Below are 23303 nucleotides of genomic sequence, written 5' to 3'. Positions count from 1 at the left end.
GATTTTTTATTCTGCCGTATGTTTATCAACGCAGGTTACATTTTCCGGGGTCCAGGTTACTCTTTTTACAAAATCCCGTTCCCGAACGGGGCAGTCGGCAATCTGGCAAATAGGGCATGAGATGGGTTTGCAGTCGTCCATATGGAAATTGAACTCTACACTTCTTTTGGTATTTTTTGCAAGAAGGATGATCATTTTTTCCATTTCATTGTGTGCATCCCGAAGGCTGTAATACCAGGGTAAAGTAATATGGGCGTCAATATGGAGATTGGCGCCAAACTGCTGGATTTTCATGTTGTGAACATCAATCCATTCCGTACGGCGGTTTTCTTCAAGTACTTTAATGATCTGATTCAACAGATCGGGATCCTGTTCATCCATAATTCCGCTAAGTGATTTGCGGATGATCTTATAGCCTATATAGATGATATAAAACCCGAATAGTAGCGCTACAACCGAATCCAGCCAATAAATTTTGGTAAAATAAACAACAATTAAACTGATTACCACTCCCAATGTGGTAATGGTGTCGGACTGAAGGTGTTTTCCGGATGAAATCAGGACATGCGAATTTTCGTGCTTACCTTTCTTAATAGAAATATAGCCTAAAAGATAATTGATAATAGCTGTTGCTGCAATGATGGCAATTCCCCAGTCGAGCTTCTGCAGTATTTTACCGGTGATAAGGCTGTTGATTCCTTCGTAGATAATCATCATACCGGCAATGGCGATCAGGGCACCTTCTATTCCTGATGTTACAAACTCTACTTTTCCATGTCCGTAGGGATGGTCTTCATCCTTAGGTTTTGCTGCCAAATATAAGGAGTACAATCCCATGAACGCACTGATTACGTTAACGATACTTTCCATGGCATCGGAAAATACAGAATCTGAATCCGTAAGTTTCCACGCGATGATCTTTCCTATAAAAAGGATGATTCCAAAAGCGGCAATTAGCTTTTGAAAGGCTAATTTATCTTTATTATTATTTTTCTGAACGTTCATAGGTTTGATAAAAAAAAGAATCTCAATTCTGAGACTCTTTTTATGTTTGTTAGTTTATACTAAGTTGTTGGCTGCAAGATATTCTGCGATCTGTACTGCGTTGGTTGCAGCGCCTTTCCGCAGATTGTCTGCCACAATCCAGAGATTCAGGGTCTTGGGCTGTGAGAGATCCCGTCTTATCCTTCCTACAAAAACTTCATCTTTTCCTTCTGAATAAAGAGGCATCGGATATTCGTTGTTTTTAACGTTGTCTACCACCACAACACCCGGAGTTTCGGATAAGATTTTTCTTACTTCATCAAGGTCAAATTCATTTTCAAACTCAATGTTCACACTTTCCGAGTGTCCTCCCTGAACGGGAACACGTACTGCAGTTGCCGTAAGGTTAAAAGTGTCGTCCCCTAAAATTTTCTTAGGTTCTTTCATCAGCTTGATTTCTTCTTTCGTATAATCATCATCTGCAAAAACATCGCAGTGAGGAAGAGCATTTTTGAAGATCTGATAAGGATATACTTTGGCGATGGTTTCATCTCCGCTGATCTCAGAGTTCAGCTGATCTACGGCTGCTTTACCGGTACCGGTTACAGACTGGTATGTAGAAACGATTACTCTTTTCAGATCATATTTTTTATTTAAAGGCCCTAAAACCATCACCAGCTGAATTGTAGAACAGTTTGGATTGGCAATGATTTTATCTTCTTTCGTCAACACATCTGCATTGATTTCCGGAACGACAAGTTTCTTATCAGGATCCATTCTCCATGCAGAAGAGTTGTCGATCACGGTTGTTCCCGCTTCGGCAAAAAGTGGTGCAAACTCAAGTGATGTAGAACCTCCGGCAGAAAAAATAGCAATATCAGGTTTGGCAGCTATAGCGTCTTTCATGCTTACAATCGTAAATTCTTCCTGTTTATACTTCACCTTCTTACCAACAGATTTTTCGGATGCTACCGGGATTAATTCTGTGACAGGGAAGTTTCTCTCCTCGAGAACTTTAAGCATAACTTGTCCAACCATTCCTGTTGAACCTACTACAGCTACTTTCATTGATTTAATTAAAAAATGTTTGTTAATATATTTTATGCCCCGAAGACTCTTGTCCACGGGAACGCGAATGCAAATAAACCTACTGCGATCAGTCCCATAATCACCACTCCTAAAGAGATGGTAGGGTTGGCTTTTACTTTTTTGTTTACGATTGTCATTAAAACGGCTGCGATCAGCATAGAAAACGGATGTTCTACATATTGGAACCTGGCGTAAGAATCACTCATTAAAGTTCCTGAATCCACAGCTGCTTTAAAGCCCGGAGAAAAAATTAGCAGCAAGCAAATTCCCACTAAAAACTGAATGTGAAAGAAAATCATCGTGAAAAGCGTTGTTTTCTTTAAGAATTTGTTCACTTTACCGCTGAACCCAAACATGACCGTTAAAAGGGCAACAGTAAATAAAGCGACTAAAACTAATTCTAAATACCCAAAGCCTTTATGGGCACTAAGGAAAATTTTGTAAAAATCCATATCCTAATTTTTTCTTTTTTAAAGTACACAAATATAGCAAAAATCCCGGCGAAAAGCCGGGATTGATATTGAGAAAATCTAATGTTTTTATTTGATTAGAATTTGAAAGCAATTGATGCAGACCACGTTCTACCAAAACCAAAATACACTGTATTGCTTGTATCTAAACCTTTATAGAAGTTCAGAGGGTTGTTGATATATGTGTTATATGCTGCCTGTGCTTGTGCATCTGTATTCGATGAAGTTTTGAAATCAGCCAGCTCTTTTACATGATTAGATGATTTACCGTCAGAAATATAAGTAGTATCAAGCAGGTTATATACATTTCCTGTAAGTACTAATCTCTGACCTCTTCCCACATTGAATGTATAAGACAAACCTAAATCAAACAGATTGTAGCTTGGATATTTTAATGCTCCTTTTTGTGCATTTCTAGAGATAGATCCGTCTGCAGCAACTAAATAGTCTCCATTGAAATTTACCAGACCATAGTAGTTGTTATAGTAGTTCCAAGTTCCAAATACACTTAATTCTTTCACAGGTTTCACTGTAAATCCTAAAGCGGCTGTTGTTTGTGCTGCATCAGAAACTTTTACTCCGTCAAATGCTAATGTTACTTCAGATTTACCATTGAATAAAATAGGAGTTCCGTTCTCATCGAAAATAGTTCCGATTGGATTTCCTTTATAATACCAGTCACCAATAGATAACATTCCGTTAAATGATAGATAATCGGTTGCTTTTAAAGTTCCTTCAAATTCTACTCCCATGTGAATTTCCTGAATTCCGGTTACGTTAGCGTATGGCCTGCTATAGTTTCCTCCGGCAGGATTTGGAATGTTTGGTAAATTTGAGAATCTCTGATATCTATCTTTCCAAGAAGTATAATAAAGGTTTACATTTCCATTAAAGATACCACTTCTGAACCCATAACCAGCTTCAGCAGAAGCAATTTTTTCATTGGTTAATAATGGATTTACAATTTGCTGGTTTCCTGTTGCTCTACCATCAGCCGTATTAAATGCCGGGTTTGAAGTAGTAGCTCCCGCAAGAGCTGAATTATAAACCGCATTGAAGTTTGGCTGCTTAGAATAGTAGCCAACGTTTACAAAAACGTTGTTTTTTCCATCAATGTTATAGTTAATACCTCCTTTTGCGTTGAATCCGAATAAGAATTTCATAGGAGTTTTGGTGTTTACCGTTTGACCTTGCTGAATAGTAACGCCATCAACAATCCAGTTATCGATTCTGCTGTATCCTTGTTCTGAAGCAGATCCCTGGATAAATGCTGAAATCTTATCATTCGTATATTCAAGCTGACCGAAAATACCACCCCAAAGAACTTCACCGTTGTAGTTTCTGTAAACTACCTGATCTTTATTCTTTAATGCTTTTGCAAAAGGATTTGCAGAAGGTTTCGGATCCTGTACAAACGTTACATCATATCCTCCGGGAATATTTTTGTTATCTCTTTCGATATATTTTGTGTTGCCCCAAAGTTCAGTTAAAACTCCCGGGTGGTAACCGTAGTAATATCTTCCGTCAAATCCGGCTGAAAAATTCCAGTTGTCATTGATCTTATGCTGGAAGTTGGTAAGAATTCCGTACCAGTCATGTGAGTTGATACTTGCTCTTCTTGTTAATCCGTTTGTTCTTGTAGCAATACCAGGAGTAGCGTTTACATTACCAAATCCTGTTACAGCCTGACCTTGGTTCCATCTCACGATATCATCAAATCTGATAAGTCCCTCTGCAGTTTTAGGTAAGCTGTTGATGTTTGTTCCGTTAATACTTCCTATAACACCGGTTCCTCCACCTCTTCCCCAAGAAGCATATCCTACTGTAGATAATTTTGATTTTTCAGAAATATTCCAATCCCAGTTGATAGATGCTACCGGCTTGCTATAAAAGTTGATGGATTGAGACATTACATCTCCATTTAGCATCCCCCAGTTAGAATTATATCTTCTGTTAGGCTCATCAACTCCATTACCATACTTGATAAAGTTAGCGATTGAACTTTGGAAATTTTGCATGTGCCATTGAGGAGCACCTGTAAAAGTAAACTGGAAATCGTGTTTTTTGTTTGGCTGATACCCTAAAGCAAAATAATAATTGTATGCTTCAAATTCACTGGCATCAATATATGTATTACCAGCAGTTCTGCTCATTAAGAATGATGTAGACCATCCTTTTTCATTTTTTCCGGTATTGTATGAAAATAATGTTTTTAAATAACCGTTATTACCTACGCCCACTGATACATTACCTTCTCTTTTTTTGTCCGCAGCTCTTGTAACAATGTTAATAGTACCTCCGATAGAAGCAATAGCTAATTTTGAAGAACCGAGACCTCTTTGTACCTGCATAGCAGAAGTTACATCGGATAACCCGGCCCAGTTAGACCAATATACAGTACCTCCTTCCATATCATTAACGGGTACCCCATTAATCATAACGGCTGTATTGTTGGTGTCAAAACCTCTGATGTTCACACGCCCGTCTCCAAAACCACCACCACCTTTTGCAGCGTAAATGGAAGGGGTTGTTTTTAAGATTTCAGGAAATTCCTGATTTCCTAATCTTTCAACAATCTGTGCTTCTTTGATTGTTGAAACTGCAACAGGAGTCTTTCTATCTTTAGCGATATCGGCAACACCTGTTAATACTACCTCTTCAATGTCTTTAGATTTCGATGCAGAATCCTGAACCTGTTGAGCGTAATAAACACTAGCTGTAGATAATGTGATTATCGCAGTTAGCATTGATTTGTTGATTAATTTCATAATCGTTAGTAATAGTTAGATTTAAATTTTCTGCAAAATTCGGGAAATAAATTTTAACTAATATTAACTTTATGTTAATTTTTACTCAATCTTAATAAGCTCTATAATTCTGATTTACAATGCATTGAATAATAATTGGATTTTCACATGAAAAAAATCACATTATTGAATTTTTAACAAAAGGCTGTGGTTTTTATTAAAAATTCAACTTTATTTTATAGCTTTAAGGCTAAGATCCATATTCTCGGCAGAGTGTGTTAAGGCTCCTGCAGATATATAGGTGACCCCGGTAGAAGCTATTTCTTTCAGCTGATCGCGCGTTATTCCGCCTGACGCTTCGGTTTCGCATGAGCCATTGATCATCTTAACTGCTTCTTTCATCATTTTAATATCCATATTGTCAAGCATGATTCTGTCAACTTTTGCGTTGATCGCTTCACGAACCTCTTCGAGATTTCTGGTTTCAACTTCAATTTTGAGTTTTTTCTTATTTTTTTTGATGTAATCTTTTGCCATTTTTACAGCATTGGTAATGCTGCCGTTATAATCAATATGATTATCCTTCAGCATGATCATATCATAAAGGCCATAGCGGTGATTTGTCCCGCCACCTATGGCAACGGCCCATTTTTCGCAGATCCTGAAATTCGGTGTTGTTTTTCTTGTGTCCAGAAGCTTGGTTTTAGTGCCGACAAGACGGGAATCCCAGTCATGTGTAAGGGTAGCAATTCCGCTCATTCTCTGCATGCAGTTTAAAACCAGTCTTTCCGTTGAAAGAATAGATCTTGCGCTTCCCGTTACGATGAAAGCGACATCGCCAATTTTAACGGCCTCACCATCTTTCACAAAAGCTTCAATTTTTAAATTTTTATCAAAAGTTTTAAAGATAATTTTTGCCAGTTCTACTCCCGCAATAATACAATCCTGTTTTACCAGAAGTTTGGCACTTTGTTCCAGGTCTTTAGGGATCGTAGAAAGGGTAGAGTGGTCTCCATCCCGGATATCTTCTTCCAAAGCATTTTTTATAAACTGTTTTAAAGCTTTATCGGTAACGTATGGTGGTTTTTTCATATTTCATATTTTATTAGTAAAGCAAGATCTTTTTCCAAATGAAAGATCATGATTTATAAAAAGTAAAAAATTATTTTTCTTAATAATTTTAAAATATTAAGCCAGGTCTTTATTGTAAAAAGCTCCTTTATTCTCCTTCATTTCCATTGATTGGGTGATGATGAGGTGAGCAACGGTTGTTAGATTTCTCAATTCTGAAAGCTGTGGAGATAAAATAGAATAGTGGTAAATTTCATCCACGGCAGCAGCAATTTCCTGATGTTTCTGAAGTGCCATATTCAGACGGCGGTTGCTGCGTACAATTCCTACAAGATCGCTCATCATTTCCTGAAGTTGTTTTCTGAGATAAGAGACGATCACCATTTCATCCATGATTTTCATTCCTTCTTCATTCCATTCGGGAACAGCTTTGAGATCATCGAAATTAAAATGGTTTTCATTTAAAAGCTCAACCGTTTTAATGGCTGCATTATGCCCGAAGACCAATCCTTCAAGTAGTGAATTGGATGCTAACCGGTTCGCTCCGTGAAGTCCCGAATTGGTACATTCTCCTACCGCAAAAAGATTTCTTATAGAAGATTGTCCGTCTTTGTCTACTTCAATTCCTCCCATCAGGTAATGGCATGCCGGAACTACGGGAATAAGCTGTTTGAAGGGGTCAATTCCTTCATCTTTACATTTTTTATAGATATTCGGGAAATGTTCAAGGAATTTTTCATGATTCATTTCACGGCAGTCCAGTCCTACATATTCATCACCTGTAATTTTCATTTCGGCATCAATAGCTCGTGCCACAATATCTCTGGAGGCTAGTTCTTCACGTTCATCATATTTTTGCATGAATTTTTCGCCTCTTTTTGTTCTTAATTTTGCTCCGTCTCCACGCACAGCTTCGGAAATCAGAAACAGCATTCCGTCAATTTTACTGTATAAAGCGGTGGGGTGAAACTGGTAATACTGCATATTGGAAACCTTTCCTTTGGCCCTGGCTACGAATGCAATTCCATCTCCTGTAGCAATAGTGGGATTGGTGGTATTTTTGTAAACATGTCCGGCACCTCCTGTGGCTACCAAAGTTATTTTTGAGGTGATTTTCTTTATTTTTTTAGACTTTTCATCTAAAATATAAGCGCCGTAGCAGTGGATGTCGCCTTCATTCAGTTCTTTTCCGGGAACATGGTGCTGGGTAATAATGTCTATAACATAATGATGGTCAAGAATTTCAATATTGCTGCTTTTATTGGCTGTTTCCAGTAATGCCCTTTCGATTTCGAAACCTGTGATATCCTTGTGGTGTACAATTCTGTTTTCCGTGTGGCCGCCTTCTCTTCCTAAAGCAAATTCACCATTTTTCATATCAAAATTAGCGCCCCATTCCACGATTTCATTGAATCTTGCAGGAGCTTCGGTGACGACCATCTTTACAACATCACGTTTGTTTTCACCGTCTCCGGCACGCATGGTGTCTTCAATATGTTTGTCGAAATTATCATTTTTAGAATCCGTAACCACGGCAAGTCCACCCTGTGCATATTTGGTATTGCTTTCGTCTTCATCAGATTTTGTTACAATAATTATTTTGGCATCAGGAAGCTGCTCAGAAACTTTTATGGCATAGGAAAGCCCCGAAATCCCGGAACCGATTACTAGTACATCCGCTTTTATCATATCCTTAGTTTAAGACAATCGTCTAAATAATTAAATAAATTTAAACAATTTTTCGTTTGGTTTTCTTACTTTTTTCATGTGCTGGAAATGATCTTCTTCCGAACGGTAGCCTAAAGCAAGGGTAACGGTTACCTTTTCTGACTCGGGATTTATTTCTAAAATTTCCTCGATAAGATCCTGGCGAAAGCCTTCCATGGGACAGGTGTCTATGTTTTCAATAGCCGCAGCGTACATGAGGTTTGCCAATACAATGTAAGACTGCTTTTCTGCCCAGTTGAAAATTTCATCGTGAGTTTTTTGATTAATATGCTGATTGATGCTTTTTCGGAAGAGGTCCAGTTTCTCCTCCGGAGTTTCCCTTACTTCCGAAATGTGTCTGAAATATCCGTTGATGTAGCTTTCATCCAATTTCTTTTTTGAAATAATAACAATCAGATGCGAGCAGGTGGAAATCTGTGACGGATTGTAAAATGCCGGAATTAGTTTTTCCTTCATCTCTTTACTTTCCACTACAAGAATTTTATAAGGCTGAAGACCCAGAGAGCTTGCAGATAACTTTCCTGATTCCAGAATATTATGCAGTATTTCCCGGGGAATAATCTCGGTGTTAAATTTTTTCACAGAATATCTTCTGCTTAAAGCTTCCAAATAATTCATATCACAAATTTAAGGATTGAACGTGAATTAATTAGGTTTTAACACGAAATATGCGAAATTATTACTGCGTGATTATTATAGGTGTTAAGTAACCTTGAAGGTTTGGCCACATGTCGATACAAAAGCTTACGGCGGCCTGAAAGGCCGCCGTAAGCTTTTAATAAGATTGATAATTTAATCCCTGTTCTTTACAAGCACCCATCCTGAGTAGGTAATAGGTGTATTTTTTTTGTCATTTTCATTCCAGGAAACAGAATACCAATAACTTCCGGTGGAAACTTTTCTTCCTCCCATAGTTCCGTCCCATCGGTATAGGTTGGTTTTATCTGCTTTATGAATCAATGCTCCGTATCGGTCAAAAACATTGAAAACAAGATTTTGTTTTCCCGCAAGTGCTGAATAATCGATGCCGTCATTTACACCGTCTCCGTTAGGCGTAATCACGTTGATGATATTTGGAACCACCACGGTAATATCAATTGGCTGGCAGTCATAAGCATCTTTTACATAAATTTTAAGATCACCACGGGGAATATTTTTGAATTCATTGGAGTCTTGCCAGTTAATTCCGTCAATGGAATATTTATAAGGTGCAGTACCTCCGATTGCATATACCGAAACAACATTATTCGAAATGTCGACACTCGAAATTACAGGCTGTTCAGAAGCATACACCTTTACTTTCTGGGTTGCAATACAATCGCCTGTTTTTAATTTTACCCAATAGGTGCCGACTCCCACATTGGAAATTGTTTGGCTTGTTGCACCGGTACTCCATTCATAGGATGTAAATCCTGCTCCGGCATCAAGGGTGGTGGTGTCTTCTATACAGATGATTTTATCCTGAAGAACAGTTGAAAAAACAGGAGGAATTACCTGAAGGGTTACTTTAGCAATATCGAAACATCCGAATGTGTTGCTCACTCTGATATAAATAACACCATTTGGAGCAATGTAATTTGTAGGATTTAAAATTTCATTGGTTTGATTCTGAGCATCTGTAAAAGAAGGGTAATACTTTTTTGTAATACCTGTTGATGTTGTAATTACCGGAGCTGTGGTAAGGTCAAAATGTCCTGTTGATGGATTGGTTTCCAGGAAACATGTTCTCAGGGTAGCGTCTGTTGTGGTGACTGTAGGTGCTACTTTCAGGGAAATGGTTGCGTCATTATTATCACATAAAACTGAAGTTGGATCTTTGATGACTACAGAAATATTTGTGTCTGTGCTATACTGGAAATTGGCTGGATTAGCTATTGGAGTTCCGCTGCCTGTTATATAATACGCAAAATTATAATTGCTTGGAACGGCAGTAAGCTGGGAGTTTAATGCTGTTAAGTCAATTGTTGCCATTCCTGTAAGGTCCGGACAAATATTTTTTGTGATTGCAGTCTGCAGCAAAGGAATTTTATCAACATAAACCTTTACGTTTTTAATGGAATGCCTTGATCTGTTTCCTCCTGTGGAAGCTGAAAATCCGAAATAACCTACCGTCATTGCCGCTGCTGTTCCTGATGGAGCAAAAGACTGATTGCAAATTAAATTTCCGTTAATGGTAATTTTTACAATCCAGTTGGCAGGGGCCGCCGGGTCTACCTGTGCGGTCACTTCAACATGTTTATATGTTGTTCCCTGAAAAGGAAGCGTGGTGTTCATGTCCGGTGAGTGGAAAGAACTTCCCGGAATGTTAAAAAATTCAACATTATTGTTGTCGGTAGTGTTGGCAACTTGTCCGTAGGCAACATGCACTTTGCTCATTACGGCAGTAGTGGTATTGTTGTAGGTGTCGAATCCTACGATAAATCCTACCGCATTCTGTGATACACCAAGTCCTGAACCTAAAACGCTGGCTACCGGCGGGTTGGCAAGGTACCAGAAAGCAATACCGTCTCCATTGGCCGTCTGGTTGGAATCCATTCTGAAATCGAACTCCACGCGCCACTTGTCACAATATTTAAGATTAATTGGATCGTTTAAGCGGATTGATCCGGATTGGTTGTTGGTGTCCGGAGTCAGCTGTACAAAATCTGTATTAACGACAGTGGGAGCTACCATTGTCCATCCTGTTGTATTTACGGGATTTCCTGTAAGCTGATAGGTTTGGGAGAAAAGGGTATTGTAAAAAGAAAGTGTGAAGATAAAAAATAAAAAAAGGTAGTTTTTTTTCATATGCTAGTCGTATTAATTATGATTGTAAATGTAATTAAATTTAAAAGGCATGTACGGTGTATTGCTGTTGTAAAGTGCCTGTGAGTAGATAATGTGTATCATAATCTGCTGAAATGGAAGCTCACTTCATATTGAAGTGAGCTTTAAGATATTTTATTCTCAATCCCGGTTTTTAACAAGGATCCATCCGGAATATTTTACAGGCGTATTTTTCTTGTCATTTTCATTCCAGGAAACGGAATACCAATAACTTCCTGTAGGAACTTTTCTTCCTGCTGCAGTTCCGTCCCATCGGTATTGGTTGGATTTATCTGCCTGGTGGATTTTGGCCCCGTAGCGGTCATATACATTGAATATGAGATTCTGTTTTCCTGAAAGTGCAGAATAGTCAATAGCGTCATTGATGCCATCTCCATTCGGTGTTATTACATTAATGATATTCGGAACTACAATATTGATGTCAATAGGATTGCAGTCGTATGCATCTTTTACAAAAATATGGTTGTCTCCTCTAGGTATATTATTGAATTCATTAGAGTCCTGCCATTTAATTCCGTCCGTAGAATACTGATAAGGTGCGGTTCCGCCGTTCACATATATTGTAACGGTCGTGTTTGAAATATCAACACTTGAGATAACAGGCTGGTCAGAAGCATAGACTTTTACGGTCTGGGTTGCCTCGCAATCGCTTGTCTTCAGCTTTACCCAATAGGTACCCACCCCGACATTTGAAATTGTTTGAGTTGTTGCGCCGGTGCTCCATTCATATGCGGTAAATCCGGGTCCTGCATCAAGGGTTGTTGTATCTTCCATACAAATAATCTTATCTTCAAGATTGTTTGAGAAAACCTGAGGGATAACGATAAGATTAACCTTGGCGATGGCATAGCAGCCATTTCCGTTAATAACTTTAATATAAATGACTCCGTTTGGCGAGATATAAGAATTAAATGTTAAAATTGAGTTCGTTCCGTTTTGGGCATCGGTTAGGGAAGGATAATATTGTTTTACAACTCCGTTTTGAGTCGTTACAGGGGCTGTTGTAAGGTTAAATAATCCTGTTGAAGGATTGCTTTCAATAGCACATGCTCTTAAAGTTGCTTCCTGAACTTCCACTACAGGAAATAATGCTAATGTAATCTGTGCTACATCGGTACATCCTTGTGGAGTAGTGACCTGAGCATAAATAGTAGCCGCAGGAGAAAGAAAAGCAGAAGAATTGGTGATCGGGTTGATATGATTATTGAGGTCATACATTGTATTATAAAATACAGCGGTACTTCCCGGAACGGATGATAATGTTGCTGATGTAAGATCAAACACTGCTCCGCCGGCGTTATTGTTGTTGCATCCGGTAAGCGTTACATCATTGGCGGCAAAAGGACTTGGTGTAAGTACAATAGTTCCGTCCCCGTTGTCACATAATGTGGAAGAAGGATCTTTTACTACAACGGTAATAGTAGTTGTGCCTGCAGAATATTGATAATCGGCAGGATTGGCAATTAGTGTTCCCCCAGGTCCGAAATAGGAGAAAGTATAATTGGCCGGATTTGTTACAAACTGGTTCTGGAATGAAGTTAGATCCACACTTCCGTTTCCTGTTGCCGGATTTACACATACAAAAGGGTTGATTGTATTTGTTAAGATGGGCACTTTATCAATATAGATCTTTGCATTTTTAATGGAATGTCTTGCACTTGCTCCGCCTGTTGCTGCAGAGAATCCGAAATAACCTGTCGTCATGCCTGTGGCTCCTCCTGAAGGGGCAAAAGACTGGTCAACAATCAGTACGCCATCTATTCTTATTTTGATAAGCCAGTTGGCAGGGTTGGCCGGATCTGTTTCTCCGTTTACTTCTACATGTTTATATGTTGATCCCACAAAAGGCTGTGTAGGATTCAGGTCTGCTGAATGAAAAGTGCTTCCTGCGGTATTATTGTACTCGATATTGTTATTCAGCCCGTTATTTGTTCCGTACAGAACGTGGATTTTGCTCATTTGGCCTTCTGTAGAATTATTAAAAATATCAAATCCTACCATCAGTCCGCTGGCATTAGCAGGAATTCCGAGACCTCCTCCCGAAACAAATCCCGTAGGAGGATTGGCCAGGTACCAAAAAGTAAATCCGTCGCCTCTCCCATATTGTGCAGTTCCGTTTCCGTCAATCCTGAAATCAAATTCAACTTTCCATTTATCGCAATACTTCAGGTTGATAGGATCCTGAAGCTTTATCGCTCCATATTGGTTTCCGATGTCCTGGGTGAGTTGTATGAAATCCGTATTGACAGAGGCGCTGGAAACCAGATCCCACCCGGAAGTATTTACAGGGTTGCCCGTAAGCTGATAGGTCTGCGCAGAAATTTTGCCGGAAAAGCAGATTAAAATCAGGAGGAAATAAGAGAGCAGATTGTTTTTCATGAAGTGATTGGTTATTAATTATTGAGTTTTTTTAGTTGGCCATTTATGTTTTTGGTTTTAGTATTGCTTAAAAAAAGACCACTCCGCAAACCGAAGTGATCTTAATGTAAATTATTATTCTCTGTTCTTTACCAATACCCAGCCATTGTAAGTGGTCTGCGTACTATTTTTGTCATTTTCGTTCCATGTAATGGTGTACCAGTATGTGTCAGTGATTACTTTTTTACCGCCGGTTGTTCCGTCCCATTTATAATTTCTGATTTTGTCAGCTTGATAAAGCTTATTTCCGTATCTGTCAAAGATGGTGAAAACAAGATTTTTTTTGTAAGCAAGCGCAGAATAATCAATCACATCGTTTACATTATCGCCGTTCGGGGTGATGGCGTTAATAAGATTTGGAACCGTAATCTGTATCTGAATTGGTGTACAGTCATAAGCATCTTTCACGTATACTTTTACTTCACCTCTCGCGAGTCCTGTGAATACATTAGAATCCTGCCAGTTTACACCGTCAAGGGAATATTGATAAGGGCCTTTTCCTCCTTTTACGTTTACGGTAATGGTATTGTTTGTAATGTCGATCGTAGCAATAACAGGCTGAGGTGAAGGATTTACCCTTACCATCTGCTTTGTTATACATCTTCCTGTTTTTAGCTGTACCCAATACAAGCCTGGTGTAATATCCTGAACAGATTGTGTCGTGGCTCCCGTGCTCCATAAGTAGGTATCAAACCCCGGGCCTGCATCCAGTGTTGTTTTATCGTCAATACAGATCGTCTGATCTTTTAATACTGAAGAATAAACAGGAGGTAAAACTTTAAGTGTTATTTTAACAATCACAAAACAACCGGCAAGATTGGTGATTCTTACATACACTGTAGACGATGTCGAAATATAATTGTTTGCCGGCACAATTTCATTGGTATCAGCAAGTGCGTCAGCTTCGGTTTTATAATATTTTTTTGTAATGCCTGATGCTGAAGTCACATTTGCCTGTGTAAGATCAAATGATGCTGTTGTAGGAGCATTTTCTATAAAACATGATTCTATCGTGGCATCATTTGACACGATCGGTGGGAAAAATGCCAGCGTAATTGGTGCTGAACCCACACATCCTAACGGTGTGGTTACTTTTACATATACCGTGCCCGCTGCAGAAACATAATTTGCAGGATTTGAAATTTCAAGCCCGGCAGTAAGGTCTGCTAATGTTTTATAGTATTTTTTTGTAGAGCCTGCGGGTTCATTTACATTTGCTAAAGTAAGGTTAAAGGTTGCTGTTCCGGCGTTATTGTTATTACATGCAGTAAGCGTGGCCGGAGTTGCAGTAAATGGTGATAGATTGAGCTGTATTTTACCATCCGGGTTGTCACAGAGTAATCCTGAATTATCTTTAACCAATACCGAAACAGTGGTATTGGCGCTGAACTGGTAATTCGTAGGGTTTGTGATGGGGGTTCCTGATACACTGTACGAGAAAGTGTAGTTTGAAGGGTTAGCTACAAACTGATTCTGGTAACTCGTTAGATTTACCGTTCCCTGTCCCGTAGTCGGGTTCGGACAAAAAGTATCGGTTACTGTTGTCTGATTAAGGGCTACTTTGTCAATGTAAACCTTTACGTTTTTAATGGAATGTCTTGATCTGTTTCCTCCTGTGGAAGCTGAAAATCCGAAATAACCTATCGTCATTGCCGCTGCTGTTCCTGATGGAGCAAAAGATTGGTTACAGATTTGATTTCCATCGATGGTAATTTTTACAATCCAGTTGGCGGGAGCCGCGGGGTCTACCTGTGCGGTCACTTCAACATGTTTATATGTTGTTCCCTGAAAAGGAAGCGTGGTATTCATGTCGGGTGAGTGGAAAGAACTTCCGGCAACATTGAAAAATTCAACATTATTATTATCGGTAGTGTTGGCAACTTGTCCGTAGGCAACATGCACTTTGCTCATTACGGCAGTAGTGGTATTGTTGTAGGTGTCGAATCCTACGATAAATCCTACCGCATTCTGTGATACACCAAGTCCTGAACCTAAAACGCTGGCTACCGGCGGGTTGGCAAGGTACCAGAAAGCAATACCGTCTCCATTGGCCGTCTGGTTGGAATCCATTCTGAAATCGAACTCCACGCGCCACTTGTCACAATATTTAAGATTAATTGGATCGTTTAAGCGGATTGATCCGGATTGGTTGTTGGTGTCCGGAGTCAGCTGTACAAAATCTGTATTAACGACAGTGGGGGCGACCATGGTCCATCCTGTTGTATTTACGGGATTTCCTGTAAGCTGATAGGTTTGGGATAAAGCATATTTCGGAAAAAGAAGCAATGCATTTACCAATAAAAAGAGGTAGATTTTTTTACTCATTTATTAGACACTTAGATTTATACGTGTCAAAGATATTAAATCCTAATCAATAAATATATATTTAATGTTAATTTTACCGAAATAGATGGTTATTTTATAATAAATGATAAGTTATATCAGTAAATACTGAAAGGTTATTACTTGTATTTAGTTTGAATATAAATTAAAAAAGAGAATTCTTTTCCATATTTTCAAAGTAAGTGTCAATGGCTAAATCTGCTGATGCTGCGGCAGTTACGGCAAGTTTATCGCACAGTTCATTCTCAAAATGGCCGGCATGGCCTTTAATCCAGTGCATTTTTGGCTTATGAAGATTGTACAATACCACAAATTTTTGCCAAAGATCAGGATTTTTTACATTTTTCCAGCCTCTTTTGATCCATCCGGCAAGCCAGTTCTGATTGATGGCATCGGCAACATACTTGCTGTCGGTATAAACATGAATGTCATTTTCAGGAGATTTCAGTTTTTCCAGAGCAGTAATTACGGCGAGAAGTTCCATTCTGTTGTTGGTAGTTTTCCTGAAACCTTTTGAGAATGTTTTCTGGTAGTTTTTTTCGGGGACCCGCATGAGAATTCCATACCCGCCTTTTCCGGGATTTCCGCTGCATGCGCCGTCGGTGTATATTTCAATTCTCATATCAGATTGAGGCTGAGGCTAAGATTTAGTTTAAAAAAATAAGGAATGATTTAACTATCAATTATTTTAAAAAGGAAAATCATCGTCATCATCAAAATCATTCATAGAAGATCCTGATACCTGGGAATTATTCGGAAGATCAAATGCTGCTCCGGGCTGTATGGTTGTTTTAATCTTATCAAAGCCACTTGCTTCGGCAGACCCAAAATTAGAAGGGTATCCGCCACCCATTCCGCCATCAAAAGCTGCTTCAATATCCCCGAATTTAGCAAAATGTTTCAGGAAGGATAAGCGTACATCGGCAGTTGCACCGTTCCTGTGCTTGGCGATAATAAGCTCTGCCTGGTTTTCCGTTGAGGTTTCCTGGCCTTCTTCATCATTATCCCAAACGGTGATTTTATAATACTCCGGTCTGAAGATAAAGGATACGATATCCGCATCCTGCTCGATTGCTCCGGATTCCCTAAGGTCGGAAAGCTGGGGTCTTTTTCCGGGACGTGTTTCCACACTACGCGAAAGCTGCGAAAGAGCAATAACAGGAACGTTAAGTTCTTTTGCGATGGCTTTCAGTGATCTTGAGATCATGGAAATTTCCTGTTCACGGTTTCCGGTTCCTTTTCCGCCGCCACCGGCTGTCATCAGCTGAAGATAATCGACCATAATCAATCGTACACCATGCTGCATTACCAATCTACGGCATTTTGCACGGAAGTCAAAGATAGAAAGAGAAGGAGTTTCATCAATATAGAGCGGAGCGTTTTCAAGTTCTGATACATTGGAGAACAGTCTTTGCCATTCTTCATCGTCCAGTGTTCCTTTTCTTAATTTTTCGGAAGAAATTCTTGTTTCGGATGCAATCATCCTCGTGATAAGCTGTACGGAAGCCATCTCGAGGGAAAACAGAGCCATCGGAATTTTGTGTCCTACAGCGATATTTCTTGCCATGGAAAGAAGAAATGCGGTTTTTCCCATTGCCGGACGTGCCGCAATAATGATAAGGTCGGAATTCTGCCATCCTCCGGTTTCTTTATCCACATCACGGAATCCTGAAGGTACCCCAGAAAGACCTTCTTTATCTTTTAAAGATTTAATGGTGTCAATGGCCTGCTTTACTAATGAATTGGCGGTATCAAACCCTTTTTTGATCGTTCCGTTGGTGATCTCGAAAAATGACTGTTCGGCTTTATCCAACAGTTCAAAAACGTCGGTTGATTCTTTATAGGCGGCATCAATAACGTTCGCCGATACATTAATTAAGCTTCGTAAAATATATTTTTCGAGAATAACACGAACATGATATTCGATATGTGCAGACGAACTTACTCCCATCGTAAGATCAATGATATAGCTGTCTCCGCCGGCAAGATTCAATCTGCCTTCCTTCTTCAGATCCTGTATGATGGTCATTAAGTCAACCGGCTGGTTTCCTTCGTAAAGTTTTAAAATGGTAGAAAAAATTACCTGATGTCTCGGATCATAAAAAACTTCCGGTGTAAGTAAATCAATAGAATGGTCCAGACCCTTTTTGTCAATTAAAAAGGTTCCGATAACCAGTCTTTCGAAATCCAGAGCATTTGGCGGCATTTTTCCGTCAGCAATGGAGAGTTCTTTTGCAAAGTTTCCGTTCGTCAATGAAGATAATGTTTCTTTCTGCGCCATAGTTCTGCAAAGATAGTTTTTTTGAAAAGCAATTAAAAAATAGTATTCAACAATTTATGAACACAACATTGTTAATATAATAAGAATGCGGTTTTGTGTTGATGTGCATAAAAAAATCACCTCTTAACAGAGGTGATTTAAATATTTGAAAATTAACGGGTTGATTAATCGATGTTTTTTACCAATACCCAGCCGCTGTATTTGGTTTCGGTATTGTTTTTATCATTTTCAGTCCACGTTATGGTATACCAGTATGTACCGGTTACGATTTTCTTGCCATTGGAAGTTCCGTCCCAGGTATAGTTCCTGATTTTATCGGCACGGTACAGCATGTTTCCGTATCTGTCATACACGGTGAAAATAACATTTTTCTTATATGACAGTGCTGAATAATCTATATAATCATTTTTGTTGTCCCCGTTTGGCGTAATGGCATTGATCAGATTAGGAACCGTTACCTGAACGCTGATAGGGTTACAATCATAAGAATCTTTCACATATACTGTATTTTCGCCTCTCGGAAGCCCGGAGAATACGTTTGAATCCTGCCAGTTCGTACCGTCAAGTGAATATTGGTAAGGACCTTTTCCTCCGTTTACGGTTACGGTAAAAGAATCGTTTGTGATCTCAATATTGGTAATAACCGGCTGTACGGAAGCGCTCACTTTTACTGGCTGTAATGTCCAGCATTTTCCTGTTTTTAATTTAACCCAGTAAACACCTGCAGACACATTGGAAATAGATTGTGTGGTAGCACCTGTGCTCCATTCGTAAGCGTCAAATCCAGGACCTGCATCTAAAGTGGTTTTATCTTCTATACAGATGATCTTATCTTTAAGAATGGAAGATGTTACCGGAGGTAAAACTTTCAGGTTAATTTTTGCAATAGCATAACAATTCGTGTCATTAATTACTCTCACATATACCACACTTGTTGTTGCAATGTAAGCTGCGGGATTTAATATTTCATTTGTTCCTGCTACAGCATCGGCTTCTGTTTTAAAATATTTTTTGGAAGTTCCTGTCTGAGACGTTACCACTGTTTGTGTCAAATCAAACGAAGCTGTTGTTACATTTGTAGCTATATAGCATTCTTCAATAGAGGCATCATTTACTACAACAACAGGATTGAACTGTAAAGTAATCTGGTTGTATCCTGTACATCCCTGCGGCGTTCTTACTTTTACGTATACTGTTTTTGGAGCAACAGAGGTATATGCAGAAGGGGTTGTAATTTCATTGGTTCCTGCATTCAGGTCCGCAAGGGTAGGGTAGTATTTTTTGGTTACATTCGTTGAAGTCGGATAAGAATTTGCAATCGTCAAATTAAAAACTCCGGTTCCTGCATTATTGTTATTACAAGCCTTTACAGTAGTAGGAACTACATCAAGAGCAGGTAAGAACTGCAGTGTTATCTGGGCTGTTCCTACACATCCTTCTGAAGTTGTAACTTTTACGAATACTGTTTTCGGAGCGGCAGACGCATAGGAAGAAGGATTGGTAATCTCATTGGTTCCTGCGTTCAGATCGGCCATGGTAGGATAATACTTTTTAGTAACGTTGGTAGGGTTGTAGACATTCGCAGAATTTAAATCGAAGTACCCGATACCGGTATTATCGAAATTACATGAAGATATTGTTGCGTCCTGTACCACAATATTACCTGATCTGAATTTGAATTTACCAACTTGGAAACATCCGTTTATAGGATTGTTCGGGTTGGCAGGATCGGTATATTTTAATCTGTAATAATAGATTGTTGTTGCATTCACCATAATAGGTGTCGTAATTGGCGCATTTCCTGTAATGGCATCATTGCTCGTTAAATGGTAAGATACCGTAAAGTTCGGGTTACCGTTGATAATTCCTGTAGATAGAGTACTGAAATCAAACATGGTAGGCAGAGCACACTTTAAAATTTCATTCGGATCTGCAGGGTTTGCAGCCGGAGAACCTGGTGCAATAAATGGATTCGGTGTTAATGCAGGGTCTGTAAATGCAGAAGTAAGGGTTGCAGTTCCTCCCCAGGTTAAAGAAAATCCTAAAGAATTATGACTAAAGTTATCTACCAATAAAACATAAGTTTGGCCGGCAGTTACATTCATAGGTGGATTGTATCCTGCATTCGGTGCATTTGGCGGGTTGGCCGATAATCCGGTTGGGTTTGGCCAGGTTCCCGTCATTCCTGCATAATTACACGTTACGGGCGTTCCTAAGTTTCCGCATGTAGGGCTTGGTCCCCATACTGCCCAGTCATAATCGGCTGAGTTTCCCGGTGCGGTAGCAGGAAGGGTTAAATCTACATTGGGTGTTATTTCGAAAGTTAATGTACCCGAAGTTGCTACCGTAAAGCTGTACCATACAGAGTAGTGTTCTCCACCTTTTAGGCATAGCCAGTCCGGTGCAGGGTTGGGGATATCAGTAACTGTTCCGGGGCCGGTAGGATCATAGGAAATATTTGAATTTCCACATACCGGAATAGCAGTAATACAATCCGACTGTGAAAAAAATAATTGTGAGAAAAATAAAACAGTCAGCAATAGTACTTTCTTCATTAGAAATGATTTTTATAATTTATTATTTTTTACATGTGAAAAAAACCGCTTAAGAAAGCGGTTTTCTTTATTACTTTATTCTCTATTTTTCACCATCACCCATCCGGAGAATTTGAATGGCGTATTTTTCTTGTCATTTTCATTCCATGTTACGGTGTACCAATAAGTTCCGGTAGGTACTTTCTTGCCACCTGTAGTTCCGTCCCATTTGTATCCGTTGAATTTATCGGCTTGTCCTACTTTTACACCGTATCTGTCAAAAATACTTAGTATTAGATTTTGCTTACTTGCCAATGCGGAATAATCAATTACGTCATTCACACCGTCTCCGTTAGGAGTAATAACATTTACGAGATTCGGAACAACTACAGTAACTGTAATAGGATCGCAGTCATATCCGTCTTTTACATATATTGAATTGTCACCTCTTGGAACATTTGTAAAAATGTTAGAATCCTGCCAGTTGATTCCGTCAAGAGAATATTTGTAAGGTGCGGTTCCACCTACAACATTCACAGTAACGCTATTGTTGGCAATATCAATACCGGAAATAACAGGCTGATCAGAAGGATATACTTTTACGGTTTGTCTTGTAATACAGTCTCCTGTTTTCAGTTCTACCCAATAAGTACCTACAGTTACGTTATTAATGGTCTGTGTTGTAGCACCTGTGCTCCATTTATATCCTGTAAATCCTGGTCCTGCATCCAGCGTTGTTGTATCTTCTATACAAATGATCTTATCATCCAGCGTATTTGAATATACCGGTGGTAAAACAACAAGATTTACTTTAGCGACTCCGTAACATCCGTTTCCATCCGTTACTTTTATAAATACCACGCCGTTCGGAGAGATATAGGTGCTTGGGTTGGCAATCTGATTGGTTCCTGCTACTGCATCAGCCATTGACGGATAATACGTTTTAACTCCTGTTTGTGTCGTAACTGGTGCTACTGTAAGATCGAATGAAGCCGTAGCGGGATTTGTTTCGATGAAACAAGATCTAAGCGTTGCTTCTGTTACCGTTACTACCGGGAAGAAGGCTAATGTAATTATTGCAGTTGCTTTACAGTCAAATGGTGAAGTGAGCAATACATACACGCTACCACCAGCAGAAACATATTGATAAGGGTTTGTGATTTCGTTGGTTCCGGCATTAAGATCCGCTAATGTCGGATAATATTTTCGGGTTACCGTAGGATCGGCATTTACGTTAGCCGTCGTAAGATCAAAAACAGCAGTCCCTTGGTTATTATTGTTACACTTCGTTAGCGTTACATTGGTCCCGGTAATGGCTTTTTGTATGAATTTGAAACTACCCGGAATTCTACATCTGTTAATAGCGGTAGCCGGAGCCCCCGGAACCGAATAGGTAATTGCATAGAAATAGGTACTGGTAGTATTTACGGTAATAGGTGTCGTAATAGGGTTGTTTCCCGAGATCGCATCATTTTGATTATAATAATATGATACATTAAAGTTCGGGTTATTGTTTACAATACCGGCTGAAAGCGTTGTAAAATCAAAAACAGCAGGATTTGAACATACTACAACTTCTCTTGGAGAGTTTGGTGTAGGTCCTGGAGTTCCCGGCTCCATGAAAGGATATGGCTGGAATGCACTGTTGAAAGGTGAAACCAGTGTAGCAGTACCTCCCCATGACAATACGAAACCATTGGCGCTCGATGAGAAATTATCTACAAGGAGATAATAGGTTTGTCCTGCTACTACGTTCATGCTGGAACAGAATGCAGAGCCTCCTGCGCCTGAAGAGGTATTGGTTGCGGTTGTGTTAAGTCCTGTTGGGCCATCGTCAGCAGAATAATTACATCTGATAGGTCCTCCTAAATTTCCACAAGTAACATTAGGCCCATATACAGCCCAGTCATAATCATCACTGAAATTATTCGGGTTGATAACAAACGTTAATGTACCTGATGTCGCAATGGTAAAAGTGTACCAAATGGAGAAGTGTTCAGTGCCTAAACATCCTCCAAGGGTTTCCATTACGCTACCAGGACCTGTTGGTGTAAAAGAAATAGGTGTATTTCCGCAAACCTGTACGTTTCCGCCGCAATCTGAACTGGATTGTGCGAAAATGGTCTGGGAAATTAAAATTAAAAAAATATATAGAGCTTTTTTCATTTTAGTTGTTTTAAAGTTTGCAATGCTAGATTAATTCATAGATGGAATCAGTACTCTGCCCCATGTTGCTGAGCCGGTAGAAGCATTTTTATTTTCAAATGCTTTCAATGCGTTCTGAAATTGTTTTTCGGCATTTCCTTTATTGCCGGATCTTTCCTGAAATTTGGCTTTCAATATAGCCAGCCTGGGATTGTTCTGTGCATTGGGTTCAGCTTTTGCAATGAATTGCGAAGCCGCTTCCAGATCTTTTTTAGCATCTGTTCCGCTGATCTGAGATCTTTGAAGCGCGATCAAACCTAGCAGTATGTCTGCTTCTGCATTGTTCTGCTTGTTGTCTGAATAAGCTGCTTTTCCATATTTTCTGGCAAGTGCATTGATTTCAGAAACATCCTGGGATGGCGTTTTTTTAAGCTGCAGTTCTGCTTTCATATACATGGCTACTGCCGCATAATAATACGCTTCCCATTTTTCCGTAGGTTTTGTAGAAGTGTACCTGGAAAGCTTTTGAAAAGCATTGTCGAAGTCGTTTTCTGTTTTAGCATTATTTACCTGCGAAACAGTTTGTTTGAAGTCTTTTTCGGTATAGTTCTGAGCATTTAGGCAAAAACCAATTACCAAAAAACAAATAAGTAGAGTTTTTTTCATG

General features: G+C 39.3%; 15 protein-coding genes. All 15 read right to left on the bottom strand.

Going from position 1 to position 23303, the window contains the following annotated elements:
- Positions 1-6 precede the first annotated feature (6 nt).
- Positions 7-1005, bottom strand: a complete 999-nt coding sequence (locus tag ODE14_RS13075) for a cation diffusion facilitator family transporter (protein ID WP_263601748.1) — start codon at positions 1003-1005, stop codon at positions 7-9.
- A 54-nt stretch (positions 1006-1059) separates the two neighbouring features.
- Complete coding sequence (locus ODE14_RS13070) at positions 1060-2052, bottom strand: aspartate-semialdehyde dehydrogenase (RefSeq protein ID WP_072883819.1); 993 nt, start codon at positions 2050-2052, stop codon at positions 1060-1062.
- A 32-nt stretch (positions 2053-2084) separates the two neighbouring features.
- The gene (locus tag ODE14_RS13065; protein WP_263601747.1) at positions 2085-2525 is read right to left on the bottom strand and encodes a hypothetical protein; all 441 of its coding nucleotides are present in this window, start codon (positions 2523-2525) and stop codon (positions 2085-2087) included.
- Positions 2526-2620: 95 nt separating this feature from the next.
- Positions 2621-5290: a TonB-dependent receptor domain-containing protein gene (locus ODE14_RS13060; protein ID WP_322926612.1), complete on the bottom strand. Its 2670-nt coding sequence runs from the start codon at positions 5288-5290 to the stop codon at positions 2621-2623.
- 231 nt (positions 5291-5521) lie between these two features.
- A complete protein-coding gene (gene nadC, locus ODE14_RS13055) occupies positions 5522-6382 on the bottom strand; it encodes a carboxylating nicotinate-nucleotide diphosphorylase (RefSeq protein WP_248389807.1) in 861 nt (286 codons plus the stop codon).
- 96 nt (positions 6383-6478) lie between these two features.
- Positions 6479-8050 (bottom strand): L-aspartate oxidase, encoded by a 1572-nt coding sequence (nadB, locus tag ODE14_RS13050; RefSeq protein ID WP_248389810.1) that lies wholly within the window; start codon positions 8048-8050, stop codon positions 6479-6481.
- 30 nt (positions 8051-8080) lie between these two features.
- Complete coding sequence (locus ODE14_RS13045; protein WP_263601745.1) at positions 8081-8707, bottom strand: NAD(P)H-dependent oxidoreductase; 627 nt, start codon at positions 8705-8707, stop codon at positions 8081-8083.
- Between the two features lie 174 nt (positions 8708-8881).
- Positions 8882-10876, bottom strand: coding sequence for a lectin-like domain-containing protein (locus tag ODE14_RS13040; protein WP_263601744.1), 1995 nt, complete (start codon positions 10874-10876; stop codon positions 8882-8884).
- Between the two features lie 159 nt (positions 10877-11035).
- Complete coding sequence (locus tag ODE14_RS13035; protein WP_263601743.1) at positions 11036-13294, bottom strand: T9SS type B sorting domain-containing protein; 2259 nt, start codon at positions 13292-13294, stop codon at positions 11036-11038.
- Positions 13295-13408: 114 nt separating this feature from the next.
- Positions 13409-15658 carry a lectin-like domain-containing protein gene (locus tag ODE14_RS13030; protein WP_263601742.1) on the bottom strand — a complete coding sequence of 750 codons (2250 nt, stop codon included), beginning with the start codon at positions 15656-15658 and terminating at the stop codon, positions 13409-13411.
- A 163-nt stretch (positions 15659-15821) separates the two neighbouring features.
- Positions 15822-16298 (bottom strand): ribonuclease HI, encoded by a 477-nt coding sequence (rnhA, locus tag ODE14_RS13025; protein ID WP_248389832.1) that lies wholly within the window; start codon positions 16296-16298, stop codon positions 15822-15824.
- A gap of 66 nt (positions 16299-16364) precedes the next feature.
- Positions 16365-17957, bottom strand: a complete 1593-nt coding sequence (gene dnaB / locus ODE14_RS13020; protein WP_263601741.1) for a replicative DNA helicase — start codon at positions 17955-17957, stop codon at positions 16365-16367.
- A 164-nt stretch (positions 17958-18121) separates the two neighbouring features.
- Positions 18122-20512, bottom strand: coding sequence for a T9SS type B sorting domain-containing protein (locus ODE14_RS13015; RefSeq protein WP_263601740.1), 2391 nt, complete (start codon positions 20510-20512; stop codon positions 18122-18124).
- 75 nt (positions 20513-20587) lie between these two features.
- A complete protein-coding gene (locus tag ODE14_RS13010) occupies positions 20588-22657 on the bottom strand; it encodes a T9SS type B sorting domain-containing protein (protein ID WP_248389837.1) in 2070 nt (689 codons plus the stop codon).
- A gap of 30 nt (positions 22658-22687) precedes the next feature.
- Positions 22688-23302 carry a hypothetical protein gene (locus ODE14_RS13005; RefSeq protein WP_263601739.1) on the bottom strand — a complete coding sequence of 205 codons (615 nt, stop codon included), beginning with the start codon at positions 23300-23302 and terminating at the stop codon, positions 22688-22690.
- Position 23303: the final 1 nt, after the last annotated feature.

The organism is Chryseobacterium sp. PET-29 (genome assembly GCF_025736815.1).
Taxonomy (GTDB): domain Bacteria; phylum Bacteroidota; class Bacteroidia; order Flavobacteriales; family Weeksellaceae; genus Chryseobacterium; species Chryseobacterium nepalense.
This window is presented reverse-complemented; position numbering and strand designations above follow the sequence as displayed.